Below are 25,938 nucleotides of genomic sequence, written 5' to 3' on the forward strand. Positions count from 1 at the left end.
GGCGGGATGGCCGAAGTGCCGGGTAGTGACTGGCGCGCGGATTATCCGTTGAGCCAAGCCATCCTCGACGCGCCTTTCGAGGCGCGCTGGCGCCGCCTGCCGGGCATCGTGCGCCATGTCTTTACGCATTTTCCGCTGGAACTGATCGTGTTCCATGCCCGGCTCGAAAGGCAGACCGGGGCGCCGGAGGGAATGCGTTTCACCAGTGCCGACGAACTCTGTGACGAAGCGCTGCCGAGCGTCATGCGCAAGGTCCTCGGCCACGCCCTGCCGCAATTCGGCGCTCCGGCTGACAAGGCCGGCGGGAAGAGCGATCCGGCATCACCCAAGCGGTCCGGGAAGAAAGACGCTGTTGAGAAATGACCGCTTCCCCTTGGCCCTGCGACAATCAGCCCTATCTGTTTGCTGGCTCATGATACCGACACAATGCCGAGTCAGATCGAATTGATGCCGTCATCGCTTTTCTCCTCGTCTTCGCGCTTCGGCGCCCTGTTCCTGCTGATGCTGATCTGGCTCGGCCTGAGCCTGTTCATCGGCCTGCCGCCATTTGCCGATGCGCTTTTCGGGCTGTTCCACTGGGGCTTTGCACTGGAGGTGGGTTTCGCCTTTGCGGTGATTGCGCTGGTGCAGGCGCGTCGCGAGAGGGTGTCCGGCTGGCTGATCCACGTCTTTGCCGCAATCGGGACATTCCTGCTCGCCCTGCGCCTCGCCGATCTCACCGCGCAATCGGTGGTCAACCGCTCTCTGAACATGTTCCTCGACGTTTCGTTGCTGCCCGCCCTGTGGGACGTGGCGCAGAGCCTGATCGGGCGGAGCTTGGCCCTCGGCGCCGTGACAGGGATCATCGTTCTGCTCGTCACCTTCTATGCACTTTGCGTCTTGGCCCTGCGTCGCGCATCCGGCTGCCTCGCCACGTCCCAGGCGCGGCGTGGCTTCGCGATGATCTGCGTGGCCGGGATCGCGGTCTTCGCCGCGCAGCGCACGGTTTTCGCAGAAGTACCCGGTTGGCGCCCCTTCGGCGCCTCGGCGAGCCTCGTTTTCCGTCAGCAGAGCGAGCAGCTGGTCGATACGATCGTGCGGCGCGCGGTGTTTCGCGCGGATCTCGCGACGGATGCGGCGGACGATATCACGCCGGAGCGCCTGCTCGTGGGCCTTGATGATCGCGACATCATCATCGTCTATATCGAGAGCTACGGTGTCACCGCCTTGGACGAGCCGCAATATGCCAATGTCATCCTGCCGCGGCTCGACTCCATGCAGGAAGCAGCTGAAGATGCCGGCTTCGCAATGAAGAGCGGGCGCATGGTCGGGGTCAGTGCCGGCGGCCAGTCCTGGCTCAATCATGCCTCCTTCACTGCGGGGCGCTTCATCGACGATCAGACGCTCTATGCGCTGTTTCTCGCCGAGCGCCCGCGCACGCTGATCCATGATTTCGAGATGACCGGGCGGCGCACGGTGCAGATCAAGCCAGCCATCACGCTGCCCTGGCCGGAAGGCGAGCGGCTCGGTTACCAGGCGACATGGGAGGCGGCGGAGATGGGTTATCAGGGCCCGAATTTTTATTGGGGAATCGTGCCTGACCAGTTCGCTCTCGATTTCTTTGCTCGCACCGAGCTCGAAATTGCTGATCGCCCGCCGCTCTTTGCCAGCATCGCGCTGATCTCGAGCCATGCCCCGTGGCTGCCGGTGCCCGATGTCGTCGGCTGGGATGAACTCGGCGACGGTTCCGTCTTTGAGCGCTGGACGCGCAATGCTCCGGAAGCGCGTGAGGTATGGCGCGATCAGGATTCGATTCGTACGCAATATGCCTTGTCGGTGGGGCATTCCATTGATGCCGTAGCGAAATTCCTGCGTGACCGTGTCGCTGATGACGCGCTCGTCGTCGTGCTCGGCGACCACCAGCCTGCGCCGCTGATCACCGGGCCGGATGCCTCGCGCGCGGTGCCGGTGCATGTCTTCTCCGGAGACGAAAGCGTCCTCGCGCCCTTCGCCGATCTCGGCTTCGTTTCCGGAATCCTGCCCGAGGCCGCGCCGGCGGGCGGTGATGCGGCGCTTTCGCGGATGGAGGATTTCAGGCCCTTTCTTCTGGAAGCGTTCAGCCGCGATCCCGAGCCTCCCGGGTTGAGGGCCTGGCGTTAACCATATCGGACAAAGCTTTGAAGATGCGCGCGATTTCGCCGTGTGCGCACGTCGCGTTAAGGATTCGTCAGGGATAGTGCGTTTGATGGACCGCGCCAGACCAACGGATGCCGCCGATGCCAGAACGCCTCTACCCGACCCCCCGTTTCCTGCCGCTTCTCGCCGTCATCGCTCTGATTCTGAGCGTTGCGGCGTGTTCGGTCTTCCCCGATCGCTATCCGCTGAAGGGCGACAATGACCCCCATAACGGCGTCGCGCGGGTGCATCGCATGCCGATCCACGGCATCGACGTTTCGCACTGGCAGGGGGATATCGACTGGTACCAGGTGAGCCGGGCCGGAACGCGCTTCGCCTTCATCAAGGCGACCGAAGGCGGCCTGCACCTCGATCGCAAGTTCCGTGAAAACTGGGAGGGCGCGCGCCGGGCCGGCATTCCGCGCGGGGCGTATCACTTCGTCTTCTGGTGTCGCGATGCGGCCGAGCAGGCGGCTTGGTTCATCGAGAACGTGCCGCGCGAGCGTGACGCGCTGCCGCCGGTGCTCGACGTCGAATGGAACAACCATTCGCGCAAATGCACCCGCCACGTTCCCCGTGACGAAGCCTTGCGCAAGATCCGCACCATGCTGTCCATGATGGAGGCCCATTACGGGCAGATGCCGATCATCTATACCGATATCAATTTCCATCGCGACGTTCTCGAGGGCGAGCATTTCGACAACCCCTTCTGGCTGCGCTCCGTCGCTGCCGAGCCGCACGAACGCTATCGCAACCGCCGCTTCACCTTCTGGCAGTGGACACAGACCGGGACCGTGCCGGGCATTCGCGGCGAGGTCGATCGCAACGTCTTCTACGGCAGTGAGAGCGAATGGTCGGAGTTCCTCTCCACACAATGCGATCCGCGTGATCTCGACAGGTTGTATCGCCGCGGCGTCTGCCGTGTGAAGTGACGTGGCGGTATAATGGATCCCCGCTCCTTCGTTCGGAGGGGGGCGCCGAAAGTGAGGGGATCCTGGCCGAATCCGCCAAGGCGCTCGCCGTGGTCGGCAGTTTGACGCGCGACCGCCCGAAGTTGAACCTGCTCGTGGTCGGTCATACCGATGGTGTCGGCAGCTTCAATTGCAACCTTTGACTGTTGCTCGATCGTGCCTCCGCCGTGGTGAACTGGCTGCGCCGCGAACACGGGATCGACCGCGAGCGTCTGCGCCCAGCCGGTGCGGGGCCCATGTCGCCGATCACGACGAACCGCACGGAGCAGGGTCGCATCCTCAATCGGCGCGTGGAACTCGTCAAGGTGATCGACTGATCCGGGCGGCGGTTCACGCGGATACGCGTTGCGCGGGCGCGCAGGTGAGGTTGCGGGATTTGTGCCCGGCCAACCCTCGACCGCGCTCGCGCAAGGGCGTATCCAGAAGAGCATAACCGATCGGATTTCTCCCGTGTCCTCGCCGCAAGCCATCATCGATAATCGCCGCGGCATCATCGCGATGCTGTGCGCAAGCCTGTTCTTCATCACCAACGACACGGTGATCAAGCTCGCCTCGGATGTGTTCTCGACCAGCCAGATGATGGCGGTGCGCGGGGTTTTCTCGACGAGTTTCGCGCTGATCATCGTGGTCGCTCTGGGCCAGACCCGCCATCTGCGCAAGCTCGCCTCACCCCTGGTCGCCCTGCGCGCCACGCTCGAGGCCACGGTTGCCTTCCTCTTCATTACCGCGCTCGCCTTGTTGCCGCTGGCCAATGTCACGGCCATCCTGCAATCCACGCCGATCATCATGACCCTGATGCTGGTGGCGCTGGGGCTGGAGCGCGTCGGCTGGCGGCGCTGGGGGGCGATCCTCGTCGGTTTCGCCGGTGTGCTGCTGATCGTGCAGCCGAGCCCCGAGGGCTTCAACATCTCGGTGCTGTTTGCGCTCTCCGCCGCCGTGCTGGTCTCGATCCGTGATCTCGTCACGCGGCGCATCGCCGACGATATCCCCTCTCCGGTGATCGCCGCCTCCACCACCATGGCTGTCGGCCTCGCCGGTTTCGTCATCGGTTTCGTGCGCGGGGAGGAATGGGCGCCTTTCCTCGTGCCGGAGGTGACCTATCTCGTGGTGGCGGCTGCGCTCGTGACAATGGCCAATCTGGCGATCGTGATGGCATTCCGCAATGTCGAGGTCTCGGTGGTATCGCCGTTCCGTTATGCCGTTGTCATCTTCGCTCTGATCGTCGGCTATCTCGTCTTCGGTGATCTGCCGAATTTCGTCGCCATGGCGGGCATGGCGCTCGTCGTCGGCGCCGGGGTATACACGATACACCGCGAGCATGTGCGACGCCGGCAGATCTCTGCGCTGAGCGTCGCGCGTCCGGAAACCACAGGCGGGGAGGCAAGGCGATGAAGGGGCCGAGCGACGGGACGGAGCCGGATGCCGATGCCTCCACGCAGTCTGAATCGCTGTCGCCGTCGCCCGGCGAGGCGATCATGTCCGGCTCCGCGCCGGTGCGGGTGCCCTCGCTCGCCATCCTCGTCGCGATCTCCACGCTGCAGCCCTTCGCGCTGAACGTGCTTGCCCCCGCCACGCCCATTCTGGCGCGGGTGATGGAAACCGATTACGCGACGATTCAGCTCACACTCACCGTCTACCTCGCCACGGTCGCGGTGACGCAGCTCTTCGTCGGTCCGATCTCCGACCGGATCGGGCGCCGGCCCTGCATCATCGGCGGGATTGCCCTGTTTCTGACCGGTTCGGTGATGGGCGCCTTCGCCCAGAGCATAGAGAGCCTGCTGCTGGCGCGGGTCGTCCAGGCTGCCGGTGGCGGGACCTGTTTCGCGCTGGCGCGCGCCGTCGTGCGCGATACCGCCGGCAAGGACCGGGCGGCGAGCATTATCGGCTATCTCTCGATGGCGATGGTGATCTCGCCGATGATCGCCCCCTTCGTCGGCGGTGTGCTGGAGGAAGCCTTCGGCTGGCGTGCCATCTTCATCGCGATGGTGCTGCTCTCCGCCGGTGTGCTCGTCGCGGCCTGGTACGCCTTGTATGAAACCGCGCCGCGCGGCGCGTCGTCCTCGTTCGTCACCATCCTGCGCGGCTTTCCGATCCTGTTGAGCAATCCGGCCTTCCTCTTCTACACGCTGACACTGGCCTTTGTATCCGCGACGTTCTTCGGATTCATCGCCGGGGCGCCCTTCGTCGTGGTGGAGACGATGGAGCGCTCGCCGCAGGTCTATGGGCTGTATTTCATCATAAACGCGGCCGGCTACATGTTCGGGAATTTCCTTACCGGACGCTTCGGTCAGCGCTTCGGCTCGATGAAGCTCGTGGTCATCGGCACCTGGATGTCCTCGGGTGCGATGCTGATCGCCCTGTATTTCGCGCTGGTCGGCCCCTGGACACCGCTGACCTTCTTCCTGCCGCTGACGATCAACGGCGTCGGCAACGGCCTGACCATTCCCGGCGCCACTGCGGCGGCGCTCTCGGTGCGCCCGGATCTCGCCGGAACGGCGGCGGGGCTCTCGGGCGCGGCGCAATTGGGGACCGGCGCGCTCGCGGCGGTGATCGGCGGCTATATCGTCGAGCTCTATGCGCCGGGTCTGGTGATCTTCATGCTGGTCTGCATGCTCGCCGGTCTCACGGCGTCGCGCTTCGCGCGCCATCATGAGATGCGCAGCGGCGGGGAATAACCGCGCAGGGCACCCCGATCCCGGCGCGACCGTATCAGGCAGGGGAGGGGTCGTTCGAGTCCGGCGGTGTGTTGGAATTGGCCGGTATGCCGAGCTCGCTCGCCGTGAGGCGCGACACGGCGGGACGCCCGTCATGCCGGGGGAGGCGCCGGCGCACGGGACGTCGCAAATATTCGCGATACATCATCTCGCCCAGACCCTGGTCATGCACCCGGCGCAAACCCGCAACCCCTTCCTTGCCCCGTGAGGGCTTTCCATCCGTGCCGCCATTCCGCCCGAGCACGGAGCTGGTATCTGACCCGGCTGGATCTGCATCGGAGCCACTCTTCTCGGATCCGCAACCGACGCGATTGTCCTGAATTGTTTCGTCCATAGCTGAACTTACCTCGAGTCGCAATCCTTAGCCATGCAATTTTGCTGCAGTGCAATACAGACTTGCATGACGTTCATGTCTGACGGGTACCATGCCCTTTGCCGATGCGCCGCGATGCGGTTTGACCATCCGCACGGACAGCCATTACATAAAGGTTGCGCACGACAGTATGAAAGCAAGGCAAAAACGGGGAAAACGCCATGGCGAAGGTCGCATTTCTGGGTCTCGGGGTGATGGGTTATCCGATGGCAGGCCATCTCGCCGCCAAGGGCCACGATGTCACGGTCTATAACCGCACGGTCGCGAAGGCGGAAAAATGGGTTTCCGCGCATGGCGGGCGCGCTGCGGCCACCCCGCGCGAGGCGGCTGCGGGGCAGGAGATCGTCTTTGCCTGTGTCGGCAATGACGATGACCTGCGCGATGTCACGATCGGCCCTGCCGGCGCCTTCCATGCCATGGAGAAGGGCGCAACCTTCGTCGATCACACCACCGCCTCGGCGGAAGTCGCGCGCGAACTCGCCGCAGCGGCGGACATTGCCGGCTTCGGCTTCATCGATGCGCCGGTCTCCGGCGGTCAGGCCGGTGCGGAGAACGGTGTGCTCACGGTGATGTGCGGCGGAGACGAGCGCGTCTATGCGGCGGTCGAGCCCGCAATCATGAGCTTCGCCCGTTCCTGCCGCCTGCTTGGCCCGTCGGGCTCGGGCCAGCTTGCAAAGATGGTCAACCAGGTCTGCATTGCGGGCCTGGTCCAGGGCCTGTCCGAGGCGATCGCCTTCGGCCAGAGGGCCGGGCTCGACATGGAGGCGGTGCTCGACGTGATCTCCAAGGGTGCCGCCGGCTCCTGGCAGATGGAGAATCGCGGCAAGACCATGGTGGAGGACAAATTCGATTTCGGCTTTGCCGTCGATTGGATGCGCAAGGATCTCGACATCGTCCTCGCCGAGGCGCGCCGCAACGGCGCCTCCATGCCCGTCACCGCGCTGGTCGACCAGTTCTACGCCGAAGTCCAGAAGATGGGCGGCGGGCGCTGGGATACGTCGAGCCTGATCGCCCGCCTGAAACGCGATTGAAGCCGATCCGCGAAAGCCCTCATCCGCGATATGCAAGAGAGACCATGATCCACCCGCTCATCGAAACCGATACCAGCCTCGAAGCTGTTCCCGTTCACGCCGTCGGCCCGGAAGGGCTCGACGACCTGTTGGCCGAGCTGCCCGGCCCCGCCGCGCATTTCGCCAAGGCGCAGGGTTTCAAGGCGAAGAAGGGGGAAACGGTGCTCTTGCCGGATGCGCAGGGCGGGCTCGCCCAGGTGCTGTTCGGGCTCGGTGACAAGACGAAGCGCGATCCGTTGCTGGCCGGTCTGCTGCCGGGGCGCCTGCCCGCGGGTCTCTATCGCCTGAACGGGGCCGGGCGGCTCGACGTGCTGGCCTGGCTTATGGGGGCCTATCGCTTCACGCGCTATCGCGGCGGGAAATCGGGGGACAGCGAATCCGCCGATGGTGAGGGTGCCGCCTCCGGCGTGCGGTTGCTTGCGCCCGAGGGCGTCGATGTTGCGCAGGCAGCGCAGATCGCCCGGGCGCTGGCGCTGGGGCGCGATCTGATCAACACGCCGGCCAATGATTGCGGCCCCGCCGAAATCGCGCAGGCGGTCGAGCGCTTGGCCCAGCGTCATAATGCGTCGTGTCAGATCATTGAGGGTGACGCATTGATCGCGGAGAACCTGCCGATGATCCATGCGGTGGGCCGTGCCTCGCCGCGTGCGCCGCGCCTGATCGATCTGCGCTGGGGGCGCGCCGATGCGCCGCGCGTGACTTTGGTCGGCAAGGGTGTGGCCTTCGATACGGGCGGGCTCAACATCAAGCCGGATAACGCCATGAGCCTGATGAAGAAGGATATGGGCGGTGCTGCGGCGGCGATCGCGGCGGCGGCGATGGTGATGGCTTCGGGGCTTGATCTGCGCCTGCGGCTGCTGGTACCGGCGGTTGAAAACGCGATTTCCGGCAATGCCTTCCGTCCTGGCGACGTGTTGCCGAGCCGCAAGGGGCCCACTGTCGAGATCGGCAATACCGATGCCGAGGGGCGGCTGATTCTCGCCGATGCGCTCGCGCTCGCGGACGAGGAGGCGCCCGAGATCCTGATCGATTTCGCTACCCTTACCGGCTCGGCCCGCGTCGCGCTCGGCCCCGACCTTCCCCCGTTCATGACGGATGACGAGGCGCTTGCCGGCGATCTGACGCGGATCGGCATGGCGGAGGCCGATCCCGTCTGGCGCCTGCCGCTCTGGCAGCCCTATGACGATCTCTTGCGTTCCTCCGTGGCCGATCTGAACCATATTTCCGGCAATTCCTTCGCGGGCGCGATCATCGCCGGGCTGTTCCTGCGCCGTTTTGTGGAGCAAGCGCAAAGCTATCTGCACTTCGACATCTATGGCTGGGTGCCCAATGCCAAACCAGGGCGCCCCAAGGGCGGCGAAGCGCAGGCTGCGCGGCTCGTCCATGCGCTGCTCGCCGAGCGCTATCCCGCACCGGTCGGCGGGAGCGGGTCATGAGCGCCGCGCGCGATTTCGACCCCCGGCTCACCCCGGCCCGGCCCGATCTCGCCGCCGCCCATCTGCGCGGACGGGTTGCCGCCGCGCATTATGCCGATGGCACGCTGATGCGCGTCGTCGCGACCCATACGGCCCTGCGCCGTGAGCCGCGCAGCGACGCGTCCCTCGATACCGAACTCCTCGCCGGCGAGGCCTTCATCACCTACGAGACGGATGAGAACGGTTTCGCCTGGGGGCAGAGCGTCGGCGATGGGTACGTCGGCTATGTCGCGCGCGAAGACCTCGATCCGCAGGCGCCCGAGCCGACGCATCGTCTCACGGCCCTGCGCAGCCCGCTCTATCCGGGCCCCTCGCTGAAACTGCCGACGCAAAGCTTTCTCTCGCTGAATGCGCGGCTGCACGTCCTGGCGATCGAGGGCGCCTATGCGCGCATCGCTTGCGGCAGCCATGGTGGCGGATACGTCCATACCGCGCATATCGCGCCGCTCGCTGCGCTGGAGGACGACCCCGTCGCCGTGGCCGAGCGGTTTCTTCACACGCCCTATCTGTGGGGCGGACGGACATCACTGGGGCTCGATTGCTCCGGCCTCGTCCAGCTTTCCCTGGCTGCTGCCGGAATATACGCCCCGCGCGATGCCGACATGCAGGAGGCCGGGCTCGGGCAGACGCTTGCCATCGACGACGACCTCGCGCATCTGACGCGCGGTGATCTCGTCTTCTGGAAGGGCCATGTCGGCATCATGTGTGACAGCGCGACCCTCCTCCACGCCAATGGCCACCACATGGCGGTGGCGCGTGAGAAGCTGGTGCAGGCACGGGAGCGGATCGCGAAAAACAGCTTCGGGCCGATCACCAGCATCCGTCGGCTCGAGCGGCGCGCCTGACCCGTTAATCAGCAACCGGCGCGAAGGCAAGCAGGATCGTCACGGCGACGACGATCGCCGCCATTCCCGCAAGCTCCTGTCGTGTGACGTTCTGCGAGAAGATCCGGCGCGAGACAAATTGCGCCATGATCACCTCGACGAGGGCCAGCGTGCGCACATTCGCGGCACTCGTCAGCGCGAAACCGATGAACCAGCATTGCGAGGCAAGGGCGCCCATGAATCCCGCCTTCGCGGAACTGCGCCAGACCTTCAGGCTCGCGATCAGCGCCGTGCGGTCGGCCAGCAGCAGATAAAGCCCCAGCACCAGGCTCTGGATCGTCAGCCCCACGACCAGCGTCGTCGTGGCGCGCATCAGGAACGATCCCTCCGCGAGGCTGAGCACGGCGCCGCGAAAGCCGATCGCAGAGAGCCCGAACAGCGCGCCGGCTGCCAGCCCGAGCAGGATCGGCTGCAACCCGCCCTCGGTCAGCATGCCCGGGCGCCAGGACATGGCGAGGACGCCGCCAGTGCCGATCAGCACTGCGAGCGCGAGGCCGAAGGTGAGCGGATCACCCAGAAAGACGAGGCCGAACACCGCGACCTGCATGGGCTCGGTCTTCACATAGGCGGTGATCACGGAGAAGGAGCGCGCGCGCATCGCGGCCAGCATCAGGGCGGTTGCCCCGATCTGCGTCAGCGCTCCCATCAGGGCGAAGCCCCAGAATCCGGGACCGGGGGAGGGGATGCGCTCGCCGGTGGCAAAGCCGACGAAGACGAGGAAGACGATCGCGAAGGGGAGGCCGAAGAGGAAGCGCACCTGTGTTGCGCCCATGGTGCCGATCGTCTGAGTGAGACTGCGCTGCATGGCGTTTCGCGCCGTCTGCGCGGCCGCGGCCGCCAGCGTCGCCGGTATCCAGAGCCAGACGAGATCCATGACAGCACTTCCCCGATGAGACGGGTTCGTCATAGCGGGCTGATCGCGCCATTTGAAGCGATCCGGCGCAGGCTGCGCGCCCATTCCGGCTGCGCTTTATCGCGATCAATCGGCTGTGCTTGCGGCATTTCGCCGAAGAGCGGCGATGGGCGCGGTATCAGGCATGGCGATGCCGTGTTCGCCACGCTTTCGCCGTGCCGGCGGGTTTTGCGATCATGACGGTCGAGGCATGGGACGGAGTGCCTTCATGCAAGGCAGCGGACCTCTATGCAAGCATGGCCGATACGGCTTACAGTTCCGCAGTTGCGCATGGTGCCGGGTTCGAATACGCGCTTCACGGTGGTTGCTCGTCCATGTGTCATGATGGGGTATTGGGGGCAGGACAAGATGTCGAGAATTGTGATTCTCCTGATCGCGGTGATCATCGCCGCGTTCCCGATCGAGCGGCCCGGTGCCGAAGAGCGGCCCGAATGGGTCGCCGGCACGCCGGCGCTCGTGGCGGATCTCGACAGCGGGCGGGTGCTGTATTCCCGGAATCCGACGCTGCCCTGGTATCCGGCTTCACTCACCAAGCTGATGACGGCTTACGTGGCCATGGACGAGGCGCGCAATGGGCGCGTGCGAATGGATGACATGTTCACCGTCTCGGCCCGCGCCGCAGGCGAGCCGCCCTCGAAGATGGGTTTCTCGCCTGGCACGCAGATCCGCCTCGACAATGCGCTGCTGATCATCATGGTGCGCTCGGCCAATGACGTCGCCACGACCATTGCCGAGGGGATTGCCGGATCGGTTGATGATTTCGTCGCGATCATGAATTTTCACGCGGCGCGGCTGGGCATGCACGACACCTATTTCACCAATGCCCACGGCCTGCCCGATGCGCGCAAGCGCACGACAGCGCGCGACATGGCGATTCTCGCCCGTGCGCTCTACCGCGAATTCCCCGAGCAACGCGCCCTGTTCGGGCTTGATTCGATCCGCTACGGCAGTTCCACCATGCGCAACCATAACGGCCTGATCGGGCGTTATGCGGGAACGACGGGGATGAAGACCGGCTATATCTGCTCTTCCGGCTTCAACGTGGTGGTCACGGCGGAACGGCGCGGGCGCCGGCTGGTGGCGATCGTGATGGGTGCGCCTTCGTCCGCGGAGCGCACGATCCGGTCCGCCGCATTGCTCGAACATGGTTTTTCGAAGCTGGGTTGGGGCGGGACCACGCTGGAAGCCTTGCCGCGTCAGGGCGGGATCGCCCCGCCGGATCTGCGCCCCGTCACTTGCGGGCGCAATCCGCCTTCCTCGATCACCTTGCCGCAGGCGGGTAGGGAGCGCTTCGCCTTTGCCGGCGGTTCGGGGTCGTCACCGCTCCTGCCGCAGGTCGACCTGCCTGATCGCGGCCCGGCCAACCCCGTACGTGTCTGGACCGGGGCGACACCGCCGGGCGCGCGCGAGCCGGTCCCCGCACCTGCTGCAGCGGCGCGCGCCGCCGCAACGGTACCGCTGCCGCCGCCACGTCCTTTCTGATCACGCCGGTTTGCTCGTGCGTGATGTCATTCCACCACGATCTTGTAACTCTGGCCCGGCGTGATTGCAGCGTTGGCGTCGAGCCCGTTGAGCACCCGGAATACCGAGACGCTCTGGCCGGCCCCGGTCATCCGGCGTGCCATGGAGGCGACATCGTCGCGTGATCCGGCGCGATGGATGCGGATGCGTGGCGGCTGGAAAGCGGCGATGTCGCGCGCACGCATGGCCCTTATGCTCGACAGTGTTTCTTCAAACAGCCGATCAGCCGCACCGTCCTGAGGGCGATGCGCGAAGATCAGCCGGTAGATGCCCCCGTCATGGCGCAGGGCCGCGATGCGAAAATGCCAGTCCTGCCCCCGCGAGCGCGCCGTCGCAGTCTCGAGGCCATTGACCGTGAGGCGGCGGATATCCTCCGCCGTAAGGTCATCGGTCCAGGTCGAGGCGAGTACGGATTCGAGATCCTGTCCCGGCTCGGCCTCCACGAGATCGAAGAGAATGCGCCGCGATTCATCGGCGGAACTGCCGAGAACCGCGCGCGAGGAATTGTCCAGGGTGAATCCCTCCGGTGCGCTGAAGCCGATGCCCAGCCGTCCATGCGCATAGTGGCGCCCGCCGCGTACCAGCCCGTCAGCGGCACCGTCCCCAAAGGTCATGCCATTGATCGCGGCGAGATAGACATCGCGACCGCGCGCATCGCCCGCACCGGCCCGCTCGGCGAGTTGGCGCGCGAGCACCCGTGCCGCATCGATACGCTGGCCGGTGGCGGGATGCGTCGCAAACATGTCGTAGGCGCTCTGCTGCATTTGCGACCCGGTTCGTGCCCGCGACAGCCCTTCCCAGCGCTCCAGCGAACCGAGGAATCGCGTCGCGCCGTAAGGGTCATAGTCCGCGCGGGCGAGGGTGGCGATGCCCTCGGCATCCGCCTCGAATTCCTGTTCGCGCGAGAAACGGGCGATATCCACACGCGAGGCGGCCCGGACATTCTCCACCGCGCGCTGATCACGCAGCACATCCGCGACGACGCGAGCGACGAGATCGGAGCGCATCTGCAATTCGGACCGCGTCGAGGCGTGCCGCAGCGTCACATGGGCGATTTCATGCGCCATCACCGCCGCAATCTCGGCGCTGTCATTGGCCAGCGCGAGCAGTCCGCGCGTGACGTAGAGGCGCCCGTCGGGCAGGGCGAAGGCGTTGACGGCAGGTGAATCCAGCACGGTGACCTGGATGCGCAGATCGGGTTCAGGCGTCGCGGGGACCAGATCGTCGACGATGCCGTTGAGCAGGCGGCGCAGGCGCAGTGACTCGTATTCACCGCCGAAGGTGGCCACGAGTTGCGCATGCTCACGCGCCTGCGCCGTATCGAGCGCCGCGACGAGGGGGGCTTGCGTGTCGGCCGAGAAGACGCTGCCCGTCCCTGCACCGACGCAGCCCGCGAGCGCGAATGCCGCAGCGGAAATCGCGACAAGCCGCGACAGGATTCGCTTTATCGGTTTCACGGAATTCCACATGGCCGGCTGCTACGCATTACGGGGATGACCCCGTCTCCAGATTCTCGATGAATGCGGCAATTGCAAGTTCGATTGCCGGCCCTCGCCAGTCCAGCATTACACCGCGCACGCGAATTCGTCGATCACTCAGATAGTCGGCATCAATGCCTCGTTCCAGCAGGTCCCGCCAGATCTCCTCGGGAATGATCACGGTGAATCCCCCCCGCCAGCGACGGGAAAAATCGAGATAGGTGGCCCGCGCGCGTTCCCCTACGCTGACGACCCGCCCTTCGACGAGAACGTGTTCCCCTTCGCGGGCGGCAAGCCTGTCGGTGTCGCGCGCGGAGAGCGGGCGATTGTCCTCATCCGCCCAGATCCCGCGTTGCTGCGCACGTGCACGCGCCTCCCGTTCGAGCAGTTCCGGTGCACACAGCATTGCCCCCGTCCCGGGATCGACCGTCGCGAGGCCGGCATCAATCAGGACTTCCGCGAGCGGGCGCCCGTCATCGAGGATCGCCTGCACCGGCAGGCGGCCCCAGCGATCAGGCTGCGATTCGGCCAAGACGCGATAGGCGGGTCGCGCGCGCGCGATCAGGGCATCGGCGGCGACGATATCCGCGACACGCAGATCCACCAGACGCATTGCCGTGCCGTTGGCAGTGAGCGGATAGCCGTGGCGATCGAGGCCGGTGAGATGCGCGCCGGGTTCGGCGGAGGCGAGGCGGCAGCGCTCCTGCGCCATGGCGGGTGCGTTTGCGGTCAGGATGAGCGCGACGACCGCGGCTGCGCAAAGTTCAAGACGCCGCATTCTGCCACCCCGCATCGCGCAACGCGCCCCGATAGGTCTTGCCGACGGGGATTTCGAGCCCGTTTTCGAGTTGCAGCAGCAGACGCGTGCCGTCGCGCCTGATGCCCGTCACCGCTTCGCGCGCGACCCACCATGAGCGATGCACGCGCAGGCCCTCGACTTCGGAAAGCTCCTCCTCGGCATCGCTCATCCGCATCAGGATGATGTCGGAGCCCTTGTCGGTATGGATGCGCAGATAGTGATCCTCCATCTCCAGACAAAGCAGCCGCCCCGTCAGGCCCGCAGGGAAGCGCCGGCGAAAGCGCATATCCGGGGCCGGGGCCTCGTTGCGCGGCATGGCGCGCGCGTCTTCGCGCAGGCCCGCCTCCTCGCGCAGGCGCGCCTCCTCCATGCGCCGCTCGGCCTCGAGCGCCTCGCCCTCGGCTGCGGCTTCGGTCGTGGCGCCACCCAGATTGTTGAAGGCCAGGCTGAAGACGAGGATCACGACAAAGACCTGCCACAGGGTCTGGCCGAGGCTGATCTGCACGCCCGGCATCATCAATTGGGTGACAACGATCACCACGGCGGTCGCCGGCAGGGCCACGATAACCGCCGCGATCGTCGGTATGGTCAGATTGGGACGCGGAAGGCGCCCGGCAAGCGCGCGTTCGAGGAAGCGGGTGACAAGGTCGCTCTGCAGCCAGATCAGCCCGATCACCGTGAACCAGTAGAACGCGCGGGCGGGCGTCTCAAGCATGTCATAGGTGCCGAAGGGCCCCAGCGCGGTCATCAGTGCGGCCGCGAAAGCCGCGCCCGCAAGCGAGCGCAGCGCTTCCTTCTTCGCGGAATTGTCGAACCATTCACGCATCGTGAACGGAAACTAGCACGCTTTCGCGCAGTTTTGGCTACCCTTGCCGAAAGCGGCTTTGCTTCGCTGCGAAGGCATCGGCATCACCTTGGCGAAACCCGGCGCCGGGATCGGCGTCAAGACGATGCATGATGAAGGAGAACGCGATCATGCCTGCCAATCCGTCCGCCCCCGCCAGCGTCGCCCCCGTCAGCGGTGCAGAGCGAATCGCCACGCTCGATGTCCTGCGCGGCTTTGCCCTGTTCGGCATTCTGGTGATGAACATCCAGGTCTTTGCCATGATCGCGGCTGCCTATATCAACCCGCTCGCCGTCGCGCCAACTGGGGCTGTCGAATACGCCATCTGGCTGGTTTCGCATGTCTTCTTCGACAAGAAATTCATCACACTCTTCACCATGCTGTTCGGCGCCGGCATCGTGCTGATGACGCAGCGTGCGGAAGCCGCCGGCAACGGCGCGCTCGCCCTGCATTACCGGCGCATGATCTGGCTGCTCGTGATCGGGCTGATCCACGCCTATCTGATCTGGTATGGCGATATCCTCACCGCCTATGCGCTGATCGGGATGATCGCCGTGTTCATGCGCCACTGGTCGCCGCGCCGGCTGGTGATCGCAGGCTTCGTGCTTCTCGCCCTGCAGCAGGGCGTGTTCGCGCTGATCGGCGCCGGAATCACCATGCTGCCACCGGAAGAGATCGCGATCATCGCCGACGAGAGCTGGCTCGCGAGCAGCAGTTATGCGCTCGCGGAGATCGAAGCGTATCGCGGCAGCTATGCCGAGCAACTCGCCATGCGCGTCGAGCAGTCCCTCGGCATGCAACTCTTCGGCATTCCCACGGAACTCTTCTTCTATCTGCTCGGCGTGATGGCACTCGGCATGGCCGCGTTCAAGAGCGGGCTGATGACGGGCGAATGGTCCAGCCGGGCCTATGCACGCCTCGCCGTGACGGGTCTCGCGCTCGGTCTGCCGCTCATCGGGCTCGGGGTGGTCATGAACGAGAATGCCGGCTGGGAGATGACCTTCTCGCTCTATTTCGGGCGCATGCCCAACACGCTCGCCGCACCGCTTCTCGCGCTCGCCTATACTGCGCTGGTGATCCTCGCCGCGCGCCGTTTCGGCCCCGCCATGCAGGCGGTGTTCGCACCGGTCGGGCGGATGGCGTTTTCGAATTATCTTGCCCAGAGCATAGTCTGCACGCTGATCTTCTACGGCCACGGGCTCGGCCTTTTCATGGAGGTCGGGCGCGTCGGGCAGATACTCATCGTGCTTGCGATCTGGATCGCGATGCCACTCTGGTCGCGGGCCTGGCTCGCACGATTCCGCTTCGGCCCGGCTGAATGGCTGTGGCGCAGCCTCGTCTATCGCAAGGCGCAGCCGATGCTGCGCCGGGCGAGCGTCGCTGCTGCGGGCTGAGAGGGCCGTTCAGGCATGCGCCAGCGTGTCGATCAGGACCGGGATCAGCGGCTCGTCTGCGGGGGGCATGGGATAGTCGCGCAGGCGGGTGGCGCGCACCCATTTCAGACCCTGATGCTCATGCGCCTGCACCACGCCCTGCCAGCGCCGGCAGATATAGAGCGGCATCAGCAGGTGGAAATCGGGATAGGCGTGGCTGGCGAAGGTGAGAGGCGCGAGGCAGGCTTCCTGCGTCTCGATGCCGAGTTCCTCGCGCAATTCGCGGATCAGCGTCTCCTCGGGACGCTCCCCGGCCTCGACCTTGCCGCCGGGAAATTCCCACAGGCCCGCCATCTGCTTGCCTTCCGGGCGCTGCGCGATCAGCACCCGCCCGTCCGTATCGACGAGCGCCACGGCGACGACGAGCAGGATCTTCATGAGGCGGCACTCCCGCGCACGAGTTTGCGCGTCAGCGTATGCAGCGTGACGGCAGCGGCGTTGGAGACGTTGAGGCTCTTGATCACGCCGGGCATCTCGAGCCGCGCGACGACATCGCAACAGGCGCGGGTGCGCTGGCGCAGTCCCTTGCCCTCGGCGCCAAGCACGAGTGCGAGTGGCAGGCGGGGGGTGAGCGCATCGAAATCCTCCGCGCCCTCCGAATCGAGGCCGATGCGGTAGAACCCGCGCTCGCCCAGCCGCTGCAGCGCATCGCCGAGATTGCGCACGGTGATGAAGGGCACGTGTTCGAGCCCGCCAGAGGCCGATTTAGCCAGAACTCCCGTCGCGGCGGGGGAATGGCGGGCGGTGGTGACGATGGCGGTGACGCCGAAAGCGGCGGCGCTGCGCAGGATCGCGCCGACATTGTGCGGGTCGGTGATCTGGTCGAGTACCAGCACCAGCGCGTCCGCGCCCAGCCCGTCTATACCGCCGGGATGATCGAGCGGGTCGGCCTCGATATAGATGCCCTGATGCACCGCATCGGGCGTGAGCAGCCTGTCGATCTCGCGCGGAGCGACGAGTTCCGGGGTGACGGGAAGGGTCCCGAGCTCGGCGGTGAGCCGGTTTACGGCGTTCTCGGTGGCGATGAGCTTGCGGATCCGGCGCCTGGAATTGCGCAGGGCCTCGAGGCCCGGATGCCAACCATAGATCACCGCAACGCCGTCTTCCGGCGCGTTGCGCGGATCACGGCGCGGGGCGGGACCGCGCCCGCCGGGACGGTAACCGGGCTTCTTGCCGTCGGGAGGCCTACCATAGGAAGGCTTGCCATAGCCCGGTTTACCGGTTCCCTTGCGCCAGGCCGCCTTCGGCTTAACGCCGTTTGCGCCGTCGCCGCCCTGCTCGTCATCACCCGCCACTTTGCGCACTCCGCCGCAATCGTCGAAAAAATCAGCGATGCACGCCGATCATGGCGGTAAGCCCGCCATCGATCGGCAATACGGCGCCGGTGATATAGCCTGCCGGCTCGCTCATCAGGAAGGCTGTGAGCCCTGCAACTTCCTCGGGACGCGCGAAGCGTCCTGCCGGGATCTGTTTTTCCATATTTTCGCGATAGGCCTCGTAACTCGCCATCATGTCGGTATCGATAAAACCCGGCGCGATCACGTTGACGCTGACGCCGCGCTTGGCGGTCTCGATGGCGAGCGTGCGGGCATAGGAGATCAGTGCGCCTTTCGAGGCGGCATAGGCGGCATTGCCGGCAGTGGCCTGGAGCGCGGCGACGGAACCGATGGCGACGATCCGCCCCTCCCGCGCACGCAGCATGGTGCGCATCAGCGCCTTGGCGAGGCGAGTGAAGGCCCAGAAATTAACCTGCATCGCCGCTTCGGCCTTTTCCTGCGCCATCATCGCGGTGAGCGCGTCATAGGGCTGGCCGGCATTATGCACGAATCCGTAATAACCCTCGCCTTCGATGCGCTCGCAAAACGCCTCGATCGCATCCTTGTCCGACAGATCGAGGGCAAACCCGTTCACAGAGACGCCCGTATGCGCATCGACAAGTTCCTGCGCCAGCGCCTGCGCGGCATCCGCCGAGGTGCGATAGGTGAAATCGACGTCGTAACCGGCCTGCGCAAGGCTGCGCACGATGGCCGCGCCGACGCCCTTGCCGCCGCCCGTTACGAGAATCCGCCTGCTCATGGTGAGAAGCCTCCCGGCACTATCGAGGATATGCCCGTTCAGACCGGCTCTGCGGCAAGGACGAGGCAGGTATTCTGGCCGCCGAAACCGAAGGAATTCGACAGAACCACCCGCATATCCGCATCGCGCGCTTCATTGGGTACGACATCGAGCGGGATCGCGGGATCGGGGACGTGATAATTGATCGTCGGCGGAATCCGGCCCTCGGCGATGGTCATCAGCGAAAACACGGCCTCCACAGCTCCGGCAGCTGTGAGGGTGTGGCCGATCATCGACTTGTTGGAAGAGATCGGCACGCTTTGCATGCGCTCGCCGAGCACCTGCATCAGGCCGAGTGATTCCATCTTGTCATTTTCCGGCGTGCCGGTGCCATGGGCGTTGACGTAGTCGATCGCATCCGGCGACAGGCCCGCATCGTCGATCGCGCCCTGGATGGCGGCGATGATCGGCGCGCCGTCGGGGCTGGAGCGGGTGCGGTGGAAGCCATCGCCCTTCTCGCCGCAGCCGAGCACATAGCCCAGGATTGTCGCGCCGCGCGCGATCGCGTGTTCGGCATCTTCGAGAACGAGCGCCGCGCCGCCTTCGCCCATGACGAAACCGTCGCGATTTTTCGAGAACGGCTTGGCCGCAGATTCCGGCGGATCGTTCTGGGTGGAGAGCGCCGAGAGCAGCGAGAAGCGTATCAGCGCCTCGGCATGGACCGAGCCGTCGGTGCCAATGCATAAAGCCGCCGGCGCTTCGCCGCGCCGGATTGCCTCGACTCCGAGCTGGATCGCCGTGGCGCCGGACGAGCAGGCGGTGGAGAGTGAAATCGGCGAGCCGCGCGTGCCGAAGCGCTCCTGAAGCCGCTCGGCCACTGTGCCGAAGAGGAAGAGATCGTGCCAGGTACGGTAATCGCCGCTGCCGGCGGCCTTGAGGAGATCGGTATAAGTCACGTCGCCGGTCTGCCCGGAGGCTTTGGCGAGGGCGATGCGCTGTGGCCACTCGACCTCGACCGGCGGGACGGCGATGAAGAGCGAGCCGGGAAATTCCGCGCCGATCCCCGCCTGTGCGATCGCCTCCTGCGCCGCGCGGCTGGCAAATTCCTGCGAGAGCAGCGGCGCGCAGAACGGATCGACATCAATGAAATCGACGGTACCGGCAATCGTGGTGCGCAGGTTCTCGATGGAGAAGCGGCGGATGGGGTGGATACCGGAACGCCCGGCGGTCAGGGCATTCCAGTTATCGGCCTTGCCCTCACCAAGTGAGGTGACGAGGCCCATGCCGGTGACGGCGACAAGGGGGCGACCGAGGCGATCACGACAGGCGGACATGCTCAACCCTCCCGACCGGCACGCGCCGGCGCATCCGCCCGCGACAGGCGGATCACGCCCTCGCCGCGTTGGTGACCGATGCTGGTGACGACGGCTTCCGGCGCATCGCCGCGCGCGATCGCGGCAGCGGCAAGCGCCACACCGGCGGGCGCCTGCGCCTCCATCAGATGGCCGAACGCGTCCTGGAGCGCGAGAATCCGTGCCCCGGGCGCGAGACGACCGAGCGCGGCGCGCTCTTCCTCAGTGCGTCCCTTCACGCCGGTCGCGCCGGAAATCACCAAGGCATCGGGGCCGGGTGCGACTTCCGTCCAGAGTTTTTCGAGCATCTTAGCCGTGGCGCCGGGCTGGCGGCGGGCGAGATCGGCGCCGATCTCATCGATCCGCGCGACGATATCCGCACCCCGCCTTTGCGCGTGAGCGCGCGATTCCAGCACGAGGAAGCAGCCACCGGAGCCGAGGATGAAACCGCCGCCGCGCTCCGGGCGCGAGAAGACAGTGGCAAAGGGCTGCTTCCACAGCATCCCGCCGAGTTCGTAGACCATGAGGCTGTCGGCGCGCTCGCCGTTGAACGAGCCGCCGACGAGCACGATGTCCGCCTGGCCGGCCCGGATGCGGGCATGGGCGATGCGGATTGCATCGATTCCGGCCTGCTCCTCCCCCATGAATGTGCGCGAGGCGCCGGTCACGCCATGGACGATGGCGATGTTGCCGGCGAGCAGATTGGACAATTGCGCGAGGAACAGCGTCGGGCGCACGTCGCTCATCAGGCGCTCGTTCAGGAAAGCGCCCTGATCGGCCTGCTGCGAGATCTGCGTCAGGATCTGGCCGTCGACATCGTAATCGCGCTCGCCACCACCGGCGCAGACGATCAGGCTCATATCGGCCTTGAGCGCGGCGTCGGCCTTGGCGCCGGCGTTGTCGAGGGCAAGGCCGGCGCCGTAAACGCCGAGCTTCTGCCAGGGCTCCATCTGACGCAGATCCGATTTCCTCGGGATCTGCTGCGAAAAATCGACCTCGCCGGCCGGGTGCACCGGGAAGGGAGCAAAGCGCATATCGTCTATATATGGCCGCGTTTCGCCGCGCAGGGCATCGAGATTGGGGGCGACGCCGATTCCGGCGCTGGTGAGAATGCCGGAGCCGGTGATCACAACGTCGCGATCCGGCGATCGCGCATCTGAAGAAGCCTGTGCGCCCGTCATGCGTCCATCGCCTCCATCAGACCGATCCGGCGCGCCTGTCCACGCATCTGTTCATCGAGCCCTTCCGGGAATGGCATGGTGCGAAAGCGCAGTTGCGCATCGCAGATGCGTTTGCCGTCAACGCTGATACGCGCCTTCGTGGCCGCGTAACCGGAGCCCTCGTGCTCAAGCACGGCACTGATATCGATTACGGCCTCGGGTGTGACGAAATCACGAAAGCGCGCCTTGTCGACCGCCATCAGGAACGGCATATGCGTGAAGTCCATCAAACCAAGCACGAGATAACCCGAGGCCTGCGCCATGGTCTCCGTGAGGAGCACGCCTGGCACCAATGGGTGGCCGGGGAAATGCCCCTCGAAGACAGGACTTTGTGACGGGACGACCGAGCGCACGCTAATTGAGCGGCCTTCGCGGTCGAAGGCCGTCACCCGATCGATCATCTCGAAATATTCGAGCCGCATGATCGCTCCCGTTGCCGCGCATACTGCCAGAAGGGCGCATGGCGGGGCAAATGCTTCCAGGCAGCCGAAAGCTGCGCTCCCCCGAACGTCCCTGCGATCGCGCCGATGCGCCTCAGCCGGCTTTCGCCGCGACCAGTTCGTCGATACGTGCGACGAGGTTCTTCATGACGAAATACTGTTCCGCCGGCGCATTGCCTTCATTGACTTCCTGAGTCCACTGCTCGAGCGGCAGCTTGATGCCGAAAGCCTTGTCGATCGCGAAGGCGATGTCGAGGAAGGCGAGCGAGTCGATTCCCAGATCGTCGATCGCATGGCTTTCCGGCGTAATTTCCTCACGCGGAATGTCGGCGGTGTCCGCAATGATGTCGGCAACAGTATCAAAAGTAGAGGACATCGCGCCTCGTGCTCCGGTCTCTGGCTGGGCGGCCCGCTGGAAACCGGCGCCGAGCACCGGTTTCGAAAGGCCGTCATGGACATAATTCGAAGCGTTCCCTTACACGAGGCTTCCGGCATGGGCAACAGCGCGAAAGCGCCATGCACAAGCCGTATGGCGCTTTCACCGATTTTCCCGAACGCTGCGGCATGGCAGCACCATGGCCTCGCAGAAAACGGCAGCAGGAGAGGCGTCATGAGCGTGAAACTCGGGATCATCGGTTACGGCATCATGGGCGAGCGGCTGTTGCGCGCAGCAATGGCCCATGATCCGGCGCGCATCGGCGTCGCTGCGGTTTTCGACCCTTCGCCCGCCGCGCAGGCACGGCTTGCGGCGGATTTCCCCGCGATCAGCGTCGCCGGGAGCAGTGATGCGCTGATCGAAGCGAGCGATTGCGTCTACATTGCTTCGCCCCCGGCCAGCCATCTGCCGCTGGCGCGCGCGGCGCTCGCCGCCGGCAAGGCGGTGTTCTGCGAGAAGCCTCTGGCGACCGATCTCGTCGATGCCCGCGCCTTCGCGCGCGAAGCGCCGGAAGCCCGCTTTGCCGTCAATTTCCCCTTCGCCTCTTCCTTCGCGGTGGCGCAATTGCGCGACTGGGTCGATCAGGGCATCGTCGGCACGCCGCAGCGGGTCGATATCGAAATCGGCTTCAGGCAATGGCCGCGCCCCTGGCAGCATGATGCGGTTTCCTGGCTCGACGGCCCGGAGGAGGGTGGCTTCACCCGCGAGGTCGTCTCGCATTTCCTCTTCCTCACCCTGCGCATGCTCGGTGATCTACGTCTCGCGGATGCCCGTGTCTCCTTCCCCGAAGCCGGTCGCTCGGAGCGCGCCGTCAGCGCCGATCTCTCGCTTCCAGGCCTGCCGGTCGCGCTGGAGGGGGGCGTCGGCATTACCGACAAGGACGATCACAACACCTGGACGCTGACCGGCGACAAGGGCACAATCCGTCTGCGGGATTGGTCCTACGCCGAACGGCTCGACCCCGCCACCGGCTCATTCGTAGAGGCGCCGGACGCGATCCCGAACGAGAAGGCCCGCCCCCTCATCCTCGCCCGCCAGCTCGACAAGGTCGCCGCCCTGACACAAGGCGCGGCGCAGGATCTCGCCACGCTCGCCGAGGCGCTGAAGGTGCAAGAGCATGTCGAAGCGATTCTTGCCACGCGCGAGGCGTGAATCGCGTGGCGGATGGAACAGCTTGGCCATTTTGACGTTGATTTGAAGAGTTTTATGATCGCTGCGCGATCGAAACAGTGAAAGGACGTTGATCATGGCACAAAAAATCAATGAACAAGAAGCCAAGCAGGGATCCGAAGGCAAGCCGGTCCTGAAGGTGCTGATCGCCGGTCTGATCCTGGCCCTCGTCGCCATGGGCGGGTATCTCTTCTGGGTCGGGGAAAAAACGCCGACCACGGAAACGTCGATCACCGACGAGAGTGCGATCACGAATCCATCCAACCCCGCAAATCCTGCAGCGACTGTCTCGGAGCCGGGTGAGCGCGACGTCGATTGATGGCGTGTCACCGCTTCGATTCCTGATTCACGCATGCATGATTGCGGCGAGCCGATCGTTTCGCCGCAATACGTTTTTGCCCGTCCGGCCTCGATCCGGCCTCAGAGCGTCACGATGATCTTGCCGAAGACCTTGCGGCTCTCGAGCCGGTCGAGTCCTTGCGTGAATTCTTCCAGCGGGAACGCCGTGTCGATCACGGGCGTCATGCCGCCGGCCATCTTGTCGAGCGATTCGCGGATATTGCGCATCGAGCAGCCGAAAGAGCCGAAAATGCGGTATTGCTGCTGAAACAGCTGCATCAGGTTCATCTGGGTGGAGACGCCGGAGGTCGAGCCGCAGGTGACGAGGCGCCCGCCGCGCTTGAGGCAAAGAAGCGAGCCGTTCCAGGTATCGGCGCCGACATGCTCGAAGACGACATCGACACCCTTGCGCTTCGTCAGCCGGCGCACCTCGCCCTCGAAGCGCTCCTCGCGATAATTGATCACGTGATCGGCGCCGAGTTCCCTCGCCTTGGCGCCCTTTTCGTCATCGCCGACAGTGGCGTATATGGTGCAGCCGATGGCCTTCGCCATCTTGATCGCCGCCGTGCCGATGCCCGATCCGCCCGCATGGACCAGGATCGATTCGCCGGGCTCGAGCTTCGCATTATCGAACAGCATGTGCTGCACGGTGCCGAAGGCGATCGGCGCGCAGGCGGCGTCTGCGAAGCTCACACCGTCCGGTACCGGGATGACGAGCCGCGCGGGCATGATGATCTCCTCGCGGGCAAAGCCGTCGAGGTGAAAACCCATGATGCCACCGACATTCTCGCACAGATTGTCCCGCCCCTCGCGGCAGGCCCGGCATTCGCCGCAGGTCATGGCGCCGTACATCACCACGCGCTGACCCCGCGTGAAGCCCGCGACGTCCGCGCCCGTCGCGACGATCTCGCCCGAGGCCTCGGCGCCGACGGCCAGCGGCAGCTTGCGTTTGGCAAATGCCATGCCGCGATAACCCCAGACATCGATATGGTTGAGCCCCACCGCCCGCACCCGGATCAGCACTTCGCCGGGGCCGGGCTGGCCGGGAGATTCGATATCGTCGATACGCAGATCGCGGTCGCCGTGGAGTCTGAGGGCGCGCATGAAACCGTCCATCATGATGAGCACTGCGCGCGCTTTAGCACAGCTTTGCGTCCTTTGGGGAGGGTGCCGGAGTCGGGAAATGCGCCGGCAGCGGCGCTTCGACGCGGACCGGTTCGCGTTTGGGATAGAGCGGCACTACCAGCGCCCTGGCATGAAGCAGCAGCGGGGCGTCATGCTGAGCGCGACCGTGCAGCGAATCACCGCAGATCGGCCATCCGGCATGGGCGCAATGCACCCGCAGCTGATGCGTGCGCCCGGTGACGGGGCGAAGCTCCACAAGGGCGCGCGAATCACGCTTCTCCAGAACCCGCCAGCGCGTCTGTGCCGGCTGGGCGCCCGGGCGCAGGCCTTCCGGATCGGCGATGACGCGCCAGGGCGTGAGCGGATCGACCGGCGCAATCGGGCAATCGATCATACCGTTCTGGTCGGCGGGGATCGCATCGAGCCAGGCTTGGTAGATCTTGGTGACGCGGCGTTCCGCGAAGAGCGCATTGAGCCGGCGCAGAGCCTTGGCATGGCGTCCGAGGGCCAGGCAGCCGGAGGTGTCGCGGTCGAGACGGTGGACGATTTGCGGGCGGGCGGGTAGACCGAAACGCAAGGCATCGAGATGATCCTCCAGCGTCTCGCCTCCGCCATGGCCGGGATGCACCGGCAGGCCGGCGGGTTTATCGATGACGAGCATGAGCGCGTCGCGATACAGGATGCGCGCGGCGAGTGCGTCTGGAGTCAATCGGGGCATCATGATGATGCGCTAGCGCGTGATGCGTGTCGCAGCAAGCAAAAGCCGCCTCTCGCGGCGAACAGGGACGGGCGTCGATGAGCGACAATGGTAACAATGGCGGCAACGAAAAGCGCGGACTCTGGTCCAGGCTGTTCGGCAAGGAGGCGTCCGATCCCGCGCCTGACAAGCCCGAGTCCGACAAGTCTGCGCCGAGCGCGCCCGATCCGGATACCGGTGCCCCGCACGAGGAAGGGGCGCCCGAAGCGCGCCCCGCTCCGCCTGCGGAACCCGCACCCGTCAAGCGCTCCTGGTGGAAGCGCCTGACCGAGGGCCTGTCGCGCACCTCCTCCACGATCGGTGCCGGCATTACCGGCATCTTCACCAAACGCAAGCTCGATGCGCAGACGCTGGAGGAGCTGGAAGACGTGCTCGTCCAGGCCGATCTCGGCGTCGCGGCGGCGGTGCGCATCAC

The 25,938-nt window shown here is 65.5% G+C and carries 28 protein-coding genes; 14 read left to right on the forward strand and 14 right to left on the reverse strand.

The annotated features are described in order from the left end of the window. From VKP01_RS03865 to VKP01_RS03890, 6 genes are all read left to right on the forward strand, one after another. Nucleotides 1-363: NUDIX domain-containing protein (locus tag VKP01_RS03865; protein ID WP_324410447.1), on the forward strand; the 363-nt coding region annotated here is incomplete at its 5' end. A gap of 63 nt (nt 364-426) precedes the next feature. Continuing rightward, entirely contained in the window at nt 427-2,139 is a 1,713-nt protein-coding gene (locus tag VKP01_RS03870) for a hypothetical protein (RefSeq protein ID WP_324410448.1), read from the forward strand. A 116-nt stretch (nt 2,140-2,255) separates the two neighbouring features. Continuing rightward, entirely contained in the window at nt 2,256-3,086 is an 831-nt protein-coding gene (locus tag VKP01_RS03875) for a GH25 family lysozyme (RefSeq protein WP_324410450.1), read from the forward strand. Nucleotides 3,087-3,271: 185 nt separating this feature from the next. Then, a complete protein-coding gene (locus VKP01_RS03880; RefSeq protein WP_324410452.1) occupies nt 3,272-3,442 on the forward strand; it encodes a hypothetical protein in 171 nt (56 codons plus the stop codon). Between the two features lie 133 nt (nt 3,443-3,575). Then, entirely contained in the window at nt 3,576-4,517 is a 942-nt protein-coding gene (locus VKP01_RS03885) for a DMT family transporter (protein ID WP_324410453.1), read from the forward strand. Further along, nucleotides 4,514-5,800: a multidrug effflux MFS transporter gene (locus tag VKP01_RS03890; protein WP_324410455.1), complete on the forward strand. Its 1,287-nt coding sequence runs from the start codon at nt 4,514-4,516 to the stop codon at nt 5,798-5,800. The genes VKP01_RS03885 and VKP01_RS03890 overlap by 4 nt, the downstream gene beginning before the upstream one ends. Before the next feature lie 34 nt (nt 5,801-5,834). Here VKP01_RS03890 and VKP01_RS03895 read toward each other — a convergent pair whose 3' ends face one another. Beyond that, nucleotides 5,835-6,173, reverse strand: coding sequence for a hypothetical protein (locus VKP01_RS03895; protein WP_324410457.1), 339 nt, complete (start codon nt 6,171-6,173; stop codon nt 5,835-5,837). Between the two features lie 200 nt (nt 6,174-6,373). Here VKP01_RS03895 and VKP01_RS03900 point away from each other — a divergent pair, with 200 nt between their 5' ends. The 3 genes from VKP01_RS03900 to VKP01_RS03910 are packed head-to-tail and all read left to right on the forward strand — an operon-like array spanning nt 6,374 to nt 9,602. Next, complete coding sequence (locus VKP01_RS03900) at nt 6,374-7,243, forward strand: NAD(P)-dependent oxidoreductase (RefSeq protein WP_324410459.1); 870 nt, start codon at nt 6,374-6,376, stop codon at nt 7,241-7,243. 44 nt (nt 7,244-7,287) lie between these two features. Beyond that, entirely contained in the window at nt 7,288-8,718 is a 1,431-nt protein-coding gene (locus tag VKP01_RS03905; RefSeq protein WP_324410461.1) for a leucyl aminopeptidase family protein, read from the forward strand. Continuing rightward, nucleotides 8,715-9,602 (forward strand): NlpC/P60 family protein, encoded by an 888-nt coding sequence (locus VKP01_RS03910; protein ID WP_324410462.1) that lies wholly within the window; start codon nt 8,715-8,717, stop codon nt 9,600-9,602. Before VKP01_RS03905 ends, VKP01_RS03910 begins: the two co-directional genes overlap by 4 nt. Nucleotides 9,603-9,606: 4 nt before the next feature. Here the strand turns inward: VKP01_RS03910 and VKP01_RS03915 are convergent, their stop codons facing one another. After that, nucleotides 9,607-10,515 (reverse strand): DMT family transporter, encoded by a 909-nt coding sequence (locus VKP01_RS03915; protein ID WP_324410464.1) that lies wholly within the window; start codon nt 10,513-10,515, stop codon nt 9,607-9,609. Between the two features lie 387 nt (nt 10,516-10,902). Here VKP01_RS03915 and VKP01_RS03920 point away from each other — a divergent pair, with 387 nt between their 5' ends. After that, nucleotides 10,903-12,036 carry a D-alanyl-D-alanine carboxypeptidase family protein gene (locus VKP01_RS03920; protein WP_324410466.1) on the forward strand — a complete coding sequence of 378 codons (1,134 nt, stop codon included), beginning with the start codon at nt 10,903-10,905 and terminating at the stop codon, nt 12,034-12,036. A 26-nt stretch (nt 12,037-12,062) separates the two neighbouring features. Here VKP01_RS03920 and VKP01_RS03925 read toward each other — a convergent pair whose 3' ends face one another. From VKP01_RS03925 to VKP01_RS03935, 3 genes are read right to left on the reverse strand one after another with little or no spacing between them, the layout of a single operon-like run. After that, complete coding sequence (locus VKP01_RS03925) at nt 12,063-13,532, reverse strand: M48 family metalloprotease (protein WP_324410468.1); 1,470 nt, start codon at nt 13,530-13,532, stop codon at nt 12,063-12,065. A 28-nt stretch (nt 13,533-13,560) separates the two neighbouring features. Further along, nucleotides 13,561-14,331: a thermonuclease family protein gene (locus VKP01_RS03930; protein WP_324410470.1), complete on the reverse strand. Its 771-nt coding sequence runs from the start codon at nt 14,329-14,331 to the stop codon at nt 13,561-13,563. Further along, nucleotides 14,318-15,178 carry a LytTR family DNA-binding domain-containing protein gene (locus VKP01_RS03935; protein ID WP_324410471.1) on the reverse strand — a complete coding sequence of 287 codons (861 nt, stop codon included), beginning with the start codon at nt 15,176-15,178 and terminating at the stop codon, nt 14,318-14,320. The genes VKP01_RS03930 and VKP01_RS03935 overlap by 14 nt, the downstream gene beginning before the upstream one ends. A gap of 149 nt (nt 15,179-15,327) precedes the next feature. Here VKP01_RS03935 and VKP01_RS03940 point away from each other — a divergent pair, with 149 nt between their 5' ends. After that, nucleotides 15,328-16,590 carry a DUF418 domain-containing protein gene (locus tag VKP01_RS03940; RefSeq protein WP_324410473.1) on the forward strand — a complete coding sequence of 421 codons (1,263 nt, stop codon included), beginning with the start codon at nt 15,328-15,330 and terminating at the stop codon, nt 16,588-16,590. Nucleotides 16,591-16,599: 9 nt separating this feature from the next. Here the strand turns inward: VKP01_RS03940 and mutT are convergent, their stop codons facing one another. From mutT to VKP01_RS03975, 7 genes are all read right to left on the reverse strand, one after another. After that, nucleotides 16,600-17,007: an 8-oxo-dGTP diphosphatase MutT gene (gene mutT, locus VKP01_RS03945; protein ID WP_324410475.1), complete on the reverse strand. Its 408-nt coding sequence runs from the start codon at nt 17,005-17,007 to the stop codon at nt 16,600-16,602. Next, nucleotides 17,004-17,924, reverse strand: coding sequence for an RNA methyltransferase (locus VKP01_RS03950; RefSeq protein ID WP_324410477.1), 921 nt, complete (start codon nt 17,922-17,924; stop codon nt 17,004-17,006). Before VKP01_RS03950 ends, mutT begins: the two co-directional genes overlap by 4 nt. A gap of 31 nt (nt 17,925-17,955) precedes the next feature. Next, the gene (locus VKP01_RS03955) at nt 17,956-18,705 is read right to left on the reverse strand and encodes an SDR family NAD(P)-dependent oxidoreductase (RefSeq protein ID WP_324410479.1); all 750 of its coding nucleotides are present in this window, start codon (nt 18,703-18,705) and stop codon (nt 17,956-17,958) included. 38 nt (nt 18,706-18,743) lie between these two features. Continuing rightward, complete coding sequence (locus VKP01_RS03960; protein ID WP_324410481.1) at nt 18,744-20,018, reverse strand: beta-ketoacyl-ACP synthase; 1,275 nt, start codon at nt 20,016-20,018, stop codon at nt 18,744-18,746. A gap of 2 nt (nt 20,019-20,020) precedes the next feature. Next, entirely contained in the window at nt 20,021-21,217 is a 1,197-nt protein-coding gene (locus VKP01_RS03965) for a beta-ketoacyl-ACP synthase (protein WP_324410483.1), read from the reverse strand. Then, nucleotides 21,214-21,678, reverse strand: a complete 465-nt coding sequence (locus VKP01_RS03970) for a 3-hydroxyacyl-ACP dehydratase FabZ family protein (RefSeq protein ID WP_324410484.1) — start codon at nt 21,676-21,678, stop codon at nt 21,214-21,216. The genes VKP01_RS03965 and VKP01_RS03970 overlap by 4 nt, the downstream gene beginning before the upstream one ends. Before the next feature lie 112 nt (nt 21,679-21,790). Beyond that, nucleotides 21,791-22,072 (reverse strand): acyl carrier protein, encoded by a 282-nt coding sequence (locus VKP01_RS03975; protein WP_074445999.1) that lies wholly within the window; start codon nt 22,070-22,072, stop codon nt 21,791-21,793. 234 nt (nt 22,073-22,306) lie between these two features. Between VKP01_RS03975 and VKP01_RS03980 the strand changes: the two genes are divergently transcribed. Continuing rightward, nucleotides 22,307-23,284 carry a Gfo/Idh/MocA family oxidoreductase gene (locus tag VKP01_RS03980; RefSeq protein WP_324410486.1) on the forward strand — a complete coding sequence of 326 codons (978 nt, stop codon included), beginning with the start codon at nt 22,307-22,309 and terminating at the stop codon, nt 23,282-23,284. Between the two features lie 94 nt (nt 23,285-23,378). Next, nucleotides 23,379-23,621, forward strand: coding sequence for a hypothetical protein (locus VKP01_RS03985; RefSeq protein ID WP_324410487.1), 243 nt, complete (start codon nt 23,379-23,381; stop codon nt 23,619-23,621). Nucleotides 23,622-23,722: 101 nt separating this feature from the next. On the opposite strand, the gene VKP01_RS03990 is transcribed toward VKP01_RS03985, so the two are convergent. Further along, nucleotides 23,723-24,745: a zinc-binding dehydrogenase gene (locus VKP01_RS03990; protein ID WP_324410489.1), complete on the reverse strand. Its 1,023-nt coding sequence runs from the start codon at nt 24,743-24,745 to the stop codon at nt 23,723-23,725. Between the two features lie 34 nt (nt 24,746-24,779). Continuing rightward, nucleotides 24,780-25,484, reverse strand: coding sequence for an RNA pseudouridine synthase (locus VKP01_RS03995; RefSeq protein ID WP_324410491.1), 705 nt, complete (start codon nt 25,482-25,484; stop codon nt 24,780-24,782). A 77-nt stretch (nt 25,485-25,561) separates the two neighbouring features. On the opposite strand from VKP01_RS03995, the gene VKP01_RS04000 reads away from it, so the two are divergent. Then, nucleotides 25,562-25,938, forward strand: a 377-nt coding sequence (locus VKP01_RS04000; protein ID WP_324410493.1) for a signal recognition particle receptor subunit alpha, incomplete at its 3' end; no start/stop codon positions are given.

It is taken from the genome of Saliniramus sp. (genome assembly GCF_035311605.1).
In the GTDB taxonomy this organism is placed as follows: domain Bacteria; phylum Pseudomonadota; class Alphaproteobacteria; order Rhizobiales; family Beijerinckiaceae; genus Saliniramus.

Coding starts and splice junctions, on each gene's coding strand:
- VKP01_RS03870 (WP_324410448.1), top strand. CDS start 427: ATGCCGAGTCAGATCGAATTGATGCCGTCATCGCTTTTCTCCTCGTCT.
- VKP01_RS03875 (WP_324410450.1), top strand. CDS start 2,256: ATGCCAGAACGCCTCTACCCGACCCCCCGTTTCCTGCCGCTTCTCGCC.
- VKP01_RS03890 (WP_324410455.1), top strand. CDS start 4,514: ATGAAGGGGCCGAGCGACGGGACGGAGCCGGATGCCGATGCCTCCACG.
- VKP01_RS03895 (WP_324410457.1), bottom strand. CDS start 6,173: ATGGACGAAACAATTCAGGACAATCGCGTCGGTTGCGGATCCGAGAAG.
- VKP01_RS03900 (WP_324410459.1), top strand. CDS start 6,374: ATGGCGAAGGTCGCATTTCTGGGTCTCGGGGTGATGGGTTATCCGATG.
- VKP01_RS03905 (WP_324410461.1), top strand. CDS start 7,288: ATGATCCACCCGCTCATCGAAACCGATACCAGCCTCGAAGCTGTTCCC.
- VKP01_RS03910 (WP_324410462.1), top strand. CDS start 8,715: ATGAGCGCCGCGCGCGATTTCGACCCCCGGCTCACCCCGGCCCGGCCC.
- VKP01_RS03915 (WP_324410464.1), bottom strand. CDS start 10,515: ATGGATCTCGTCTGGCTCTGGATACCGGCGACGCTGGCGGCCGCGGCC.
- VKP01_RS03920 (WP_324410466.1), top strand. CDS start 10,903: ATGTCGAGAATTGTGATTCTCCTGATCGCGGTGATCATCGCCGCGTTC.
- VKP01_RS03930 (WP_324410470.1), bottom strand. CDS start 14,331: ATGCGGCGTCTTGAACTTTGCGCAGCCGCGGTCGTCGCGCTCATCCTG.
- VKP01_RS03935 (WP_324410471.1), bottom strand. CDS start 15,178: ATGCGTGAATGGTTCGACAATTCCGCGAAGAAGGAAGCGCTGCGCTCG.
- VKP01_RS03940 (WP_324410473.1), top strand. CDS start 15,328: ATGCCTGCCAATCCGTCCGCCCCCGCCAGCGTCGCCCCCGTCAGCGGT.
- mutT (WP_324410475.1), bottom strand. CDS start 17,007: ATGAAGATCCTGCTCGTCGTCGCCGTGGCGCTCGTCGATACGGACGGG.
- VKP01_RS03955 (WP_324410479.1), bottom strand. CDS start 18,705: ATGAGCAGGCGGATTCTCGTAACGGGCGGCGGCAAGGGCGTCGGCGCG.
- VKP01_RS03960 (WP_324410481.1), bottom strand. CDS start 20,018: ATGTCCGCCTGTCGTGATCGCCTCGGTCGCCCCCTTGTCGCCGTCACC.
- VKP01_RS03965 (WP_324410483.1), bottom strand. CDS start 21,217: ATGACGGGCGCACAGGCTTCTTCAGATGCGCGATCGCCGGATCGCGAC.
- VKP01_RS03970 (WP_324410484.1), bottom strand. CDS start 21,678: ATGCGGCTCGAATATTTCGAGATGATCGATCGGGTGACGGCCTTCGAC.
- VKP01_RS03975 (WP_074445999.1), bottom strand. CDS start 22,072: ATGTCCTCTACTTTTGATACTGTTGCCGACATCATTGCGGACACCGCC.
- VKP01_RS03980 (WP_324410486.1), top strand. CDS start 22,307: ATGAGCGTGAAACTCGGGATCATCGGTTACGGCATCATGGGCGAGCGG.
- VKP01_RS03985 (WP_324410487.1), top strand. CDS start 23,379: ATGGCACAAAAAATCAATGAACAAGAAGCCAAGCAGGGATCCGAAGGC.
- VKP01_RS03990 (WP_324410489.1), bottom strand. CDS start 24,745: ATGCGCGCCCTCAGACTCCACGGCGACCGCGATCTGCGTATCGACGAT.
- VKP01_RS03995 (WP_324410491.1), bottom strand. CDS start 25,484: ATGCCCCGATTGACTCCAGACGCACTCGCCGCGCGCATCCTGTATCGC.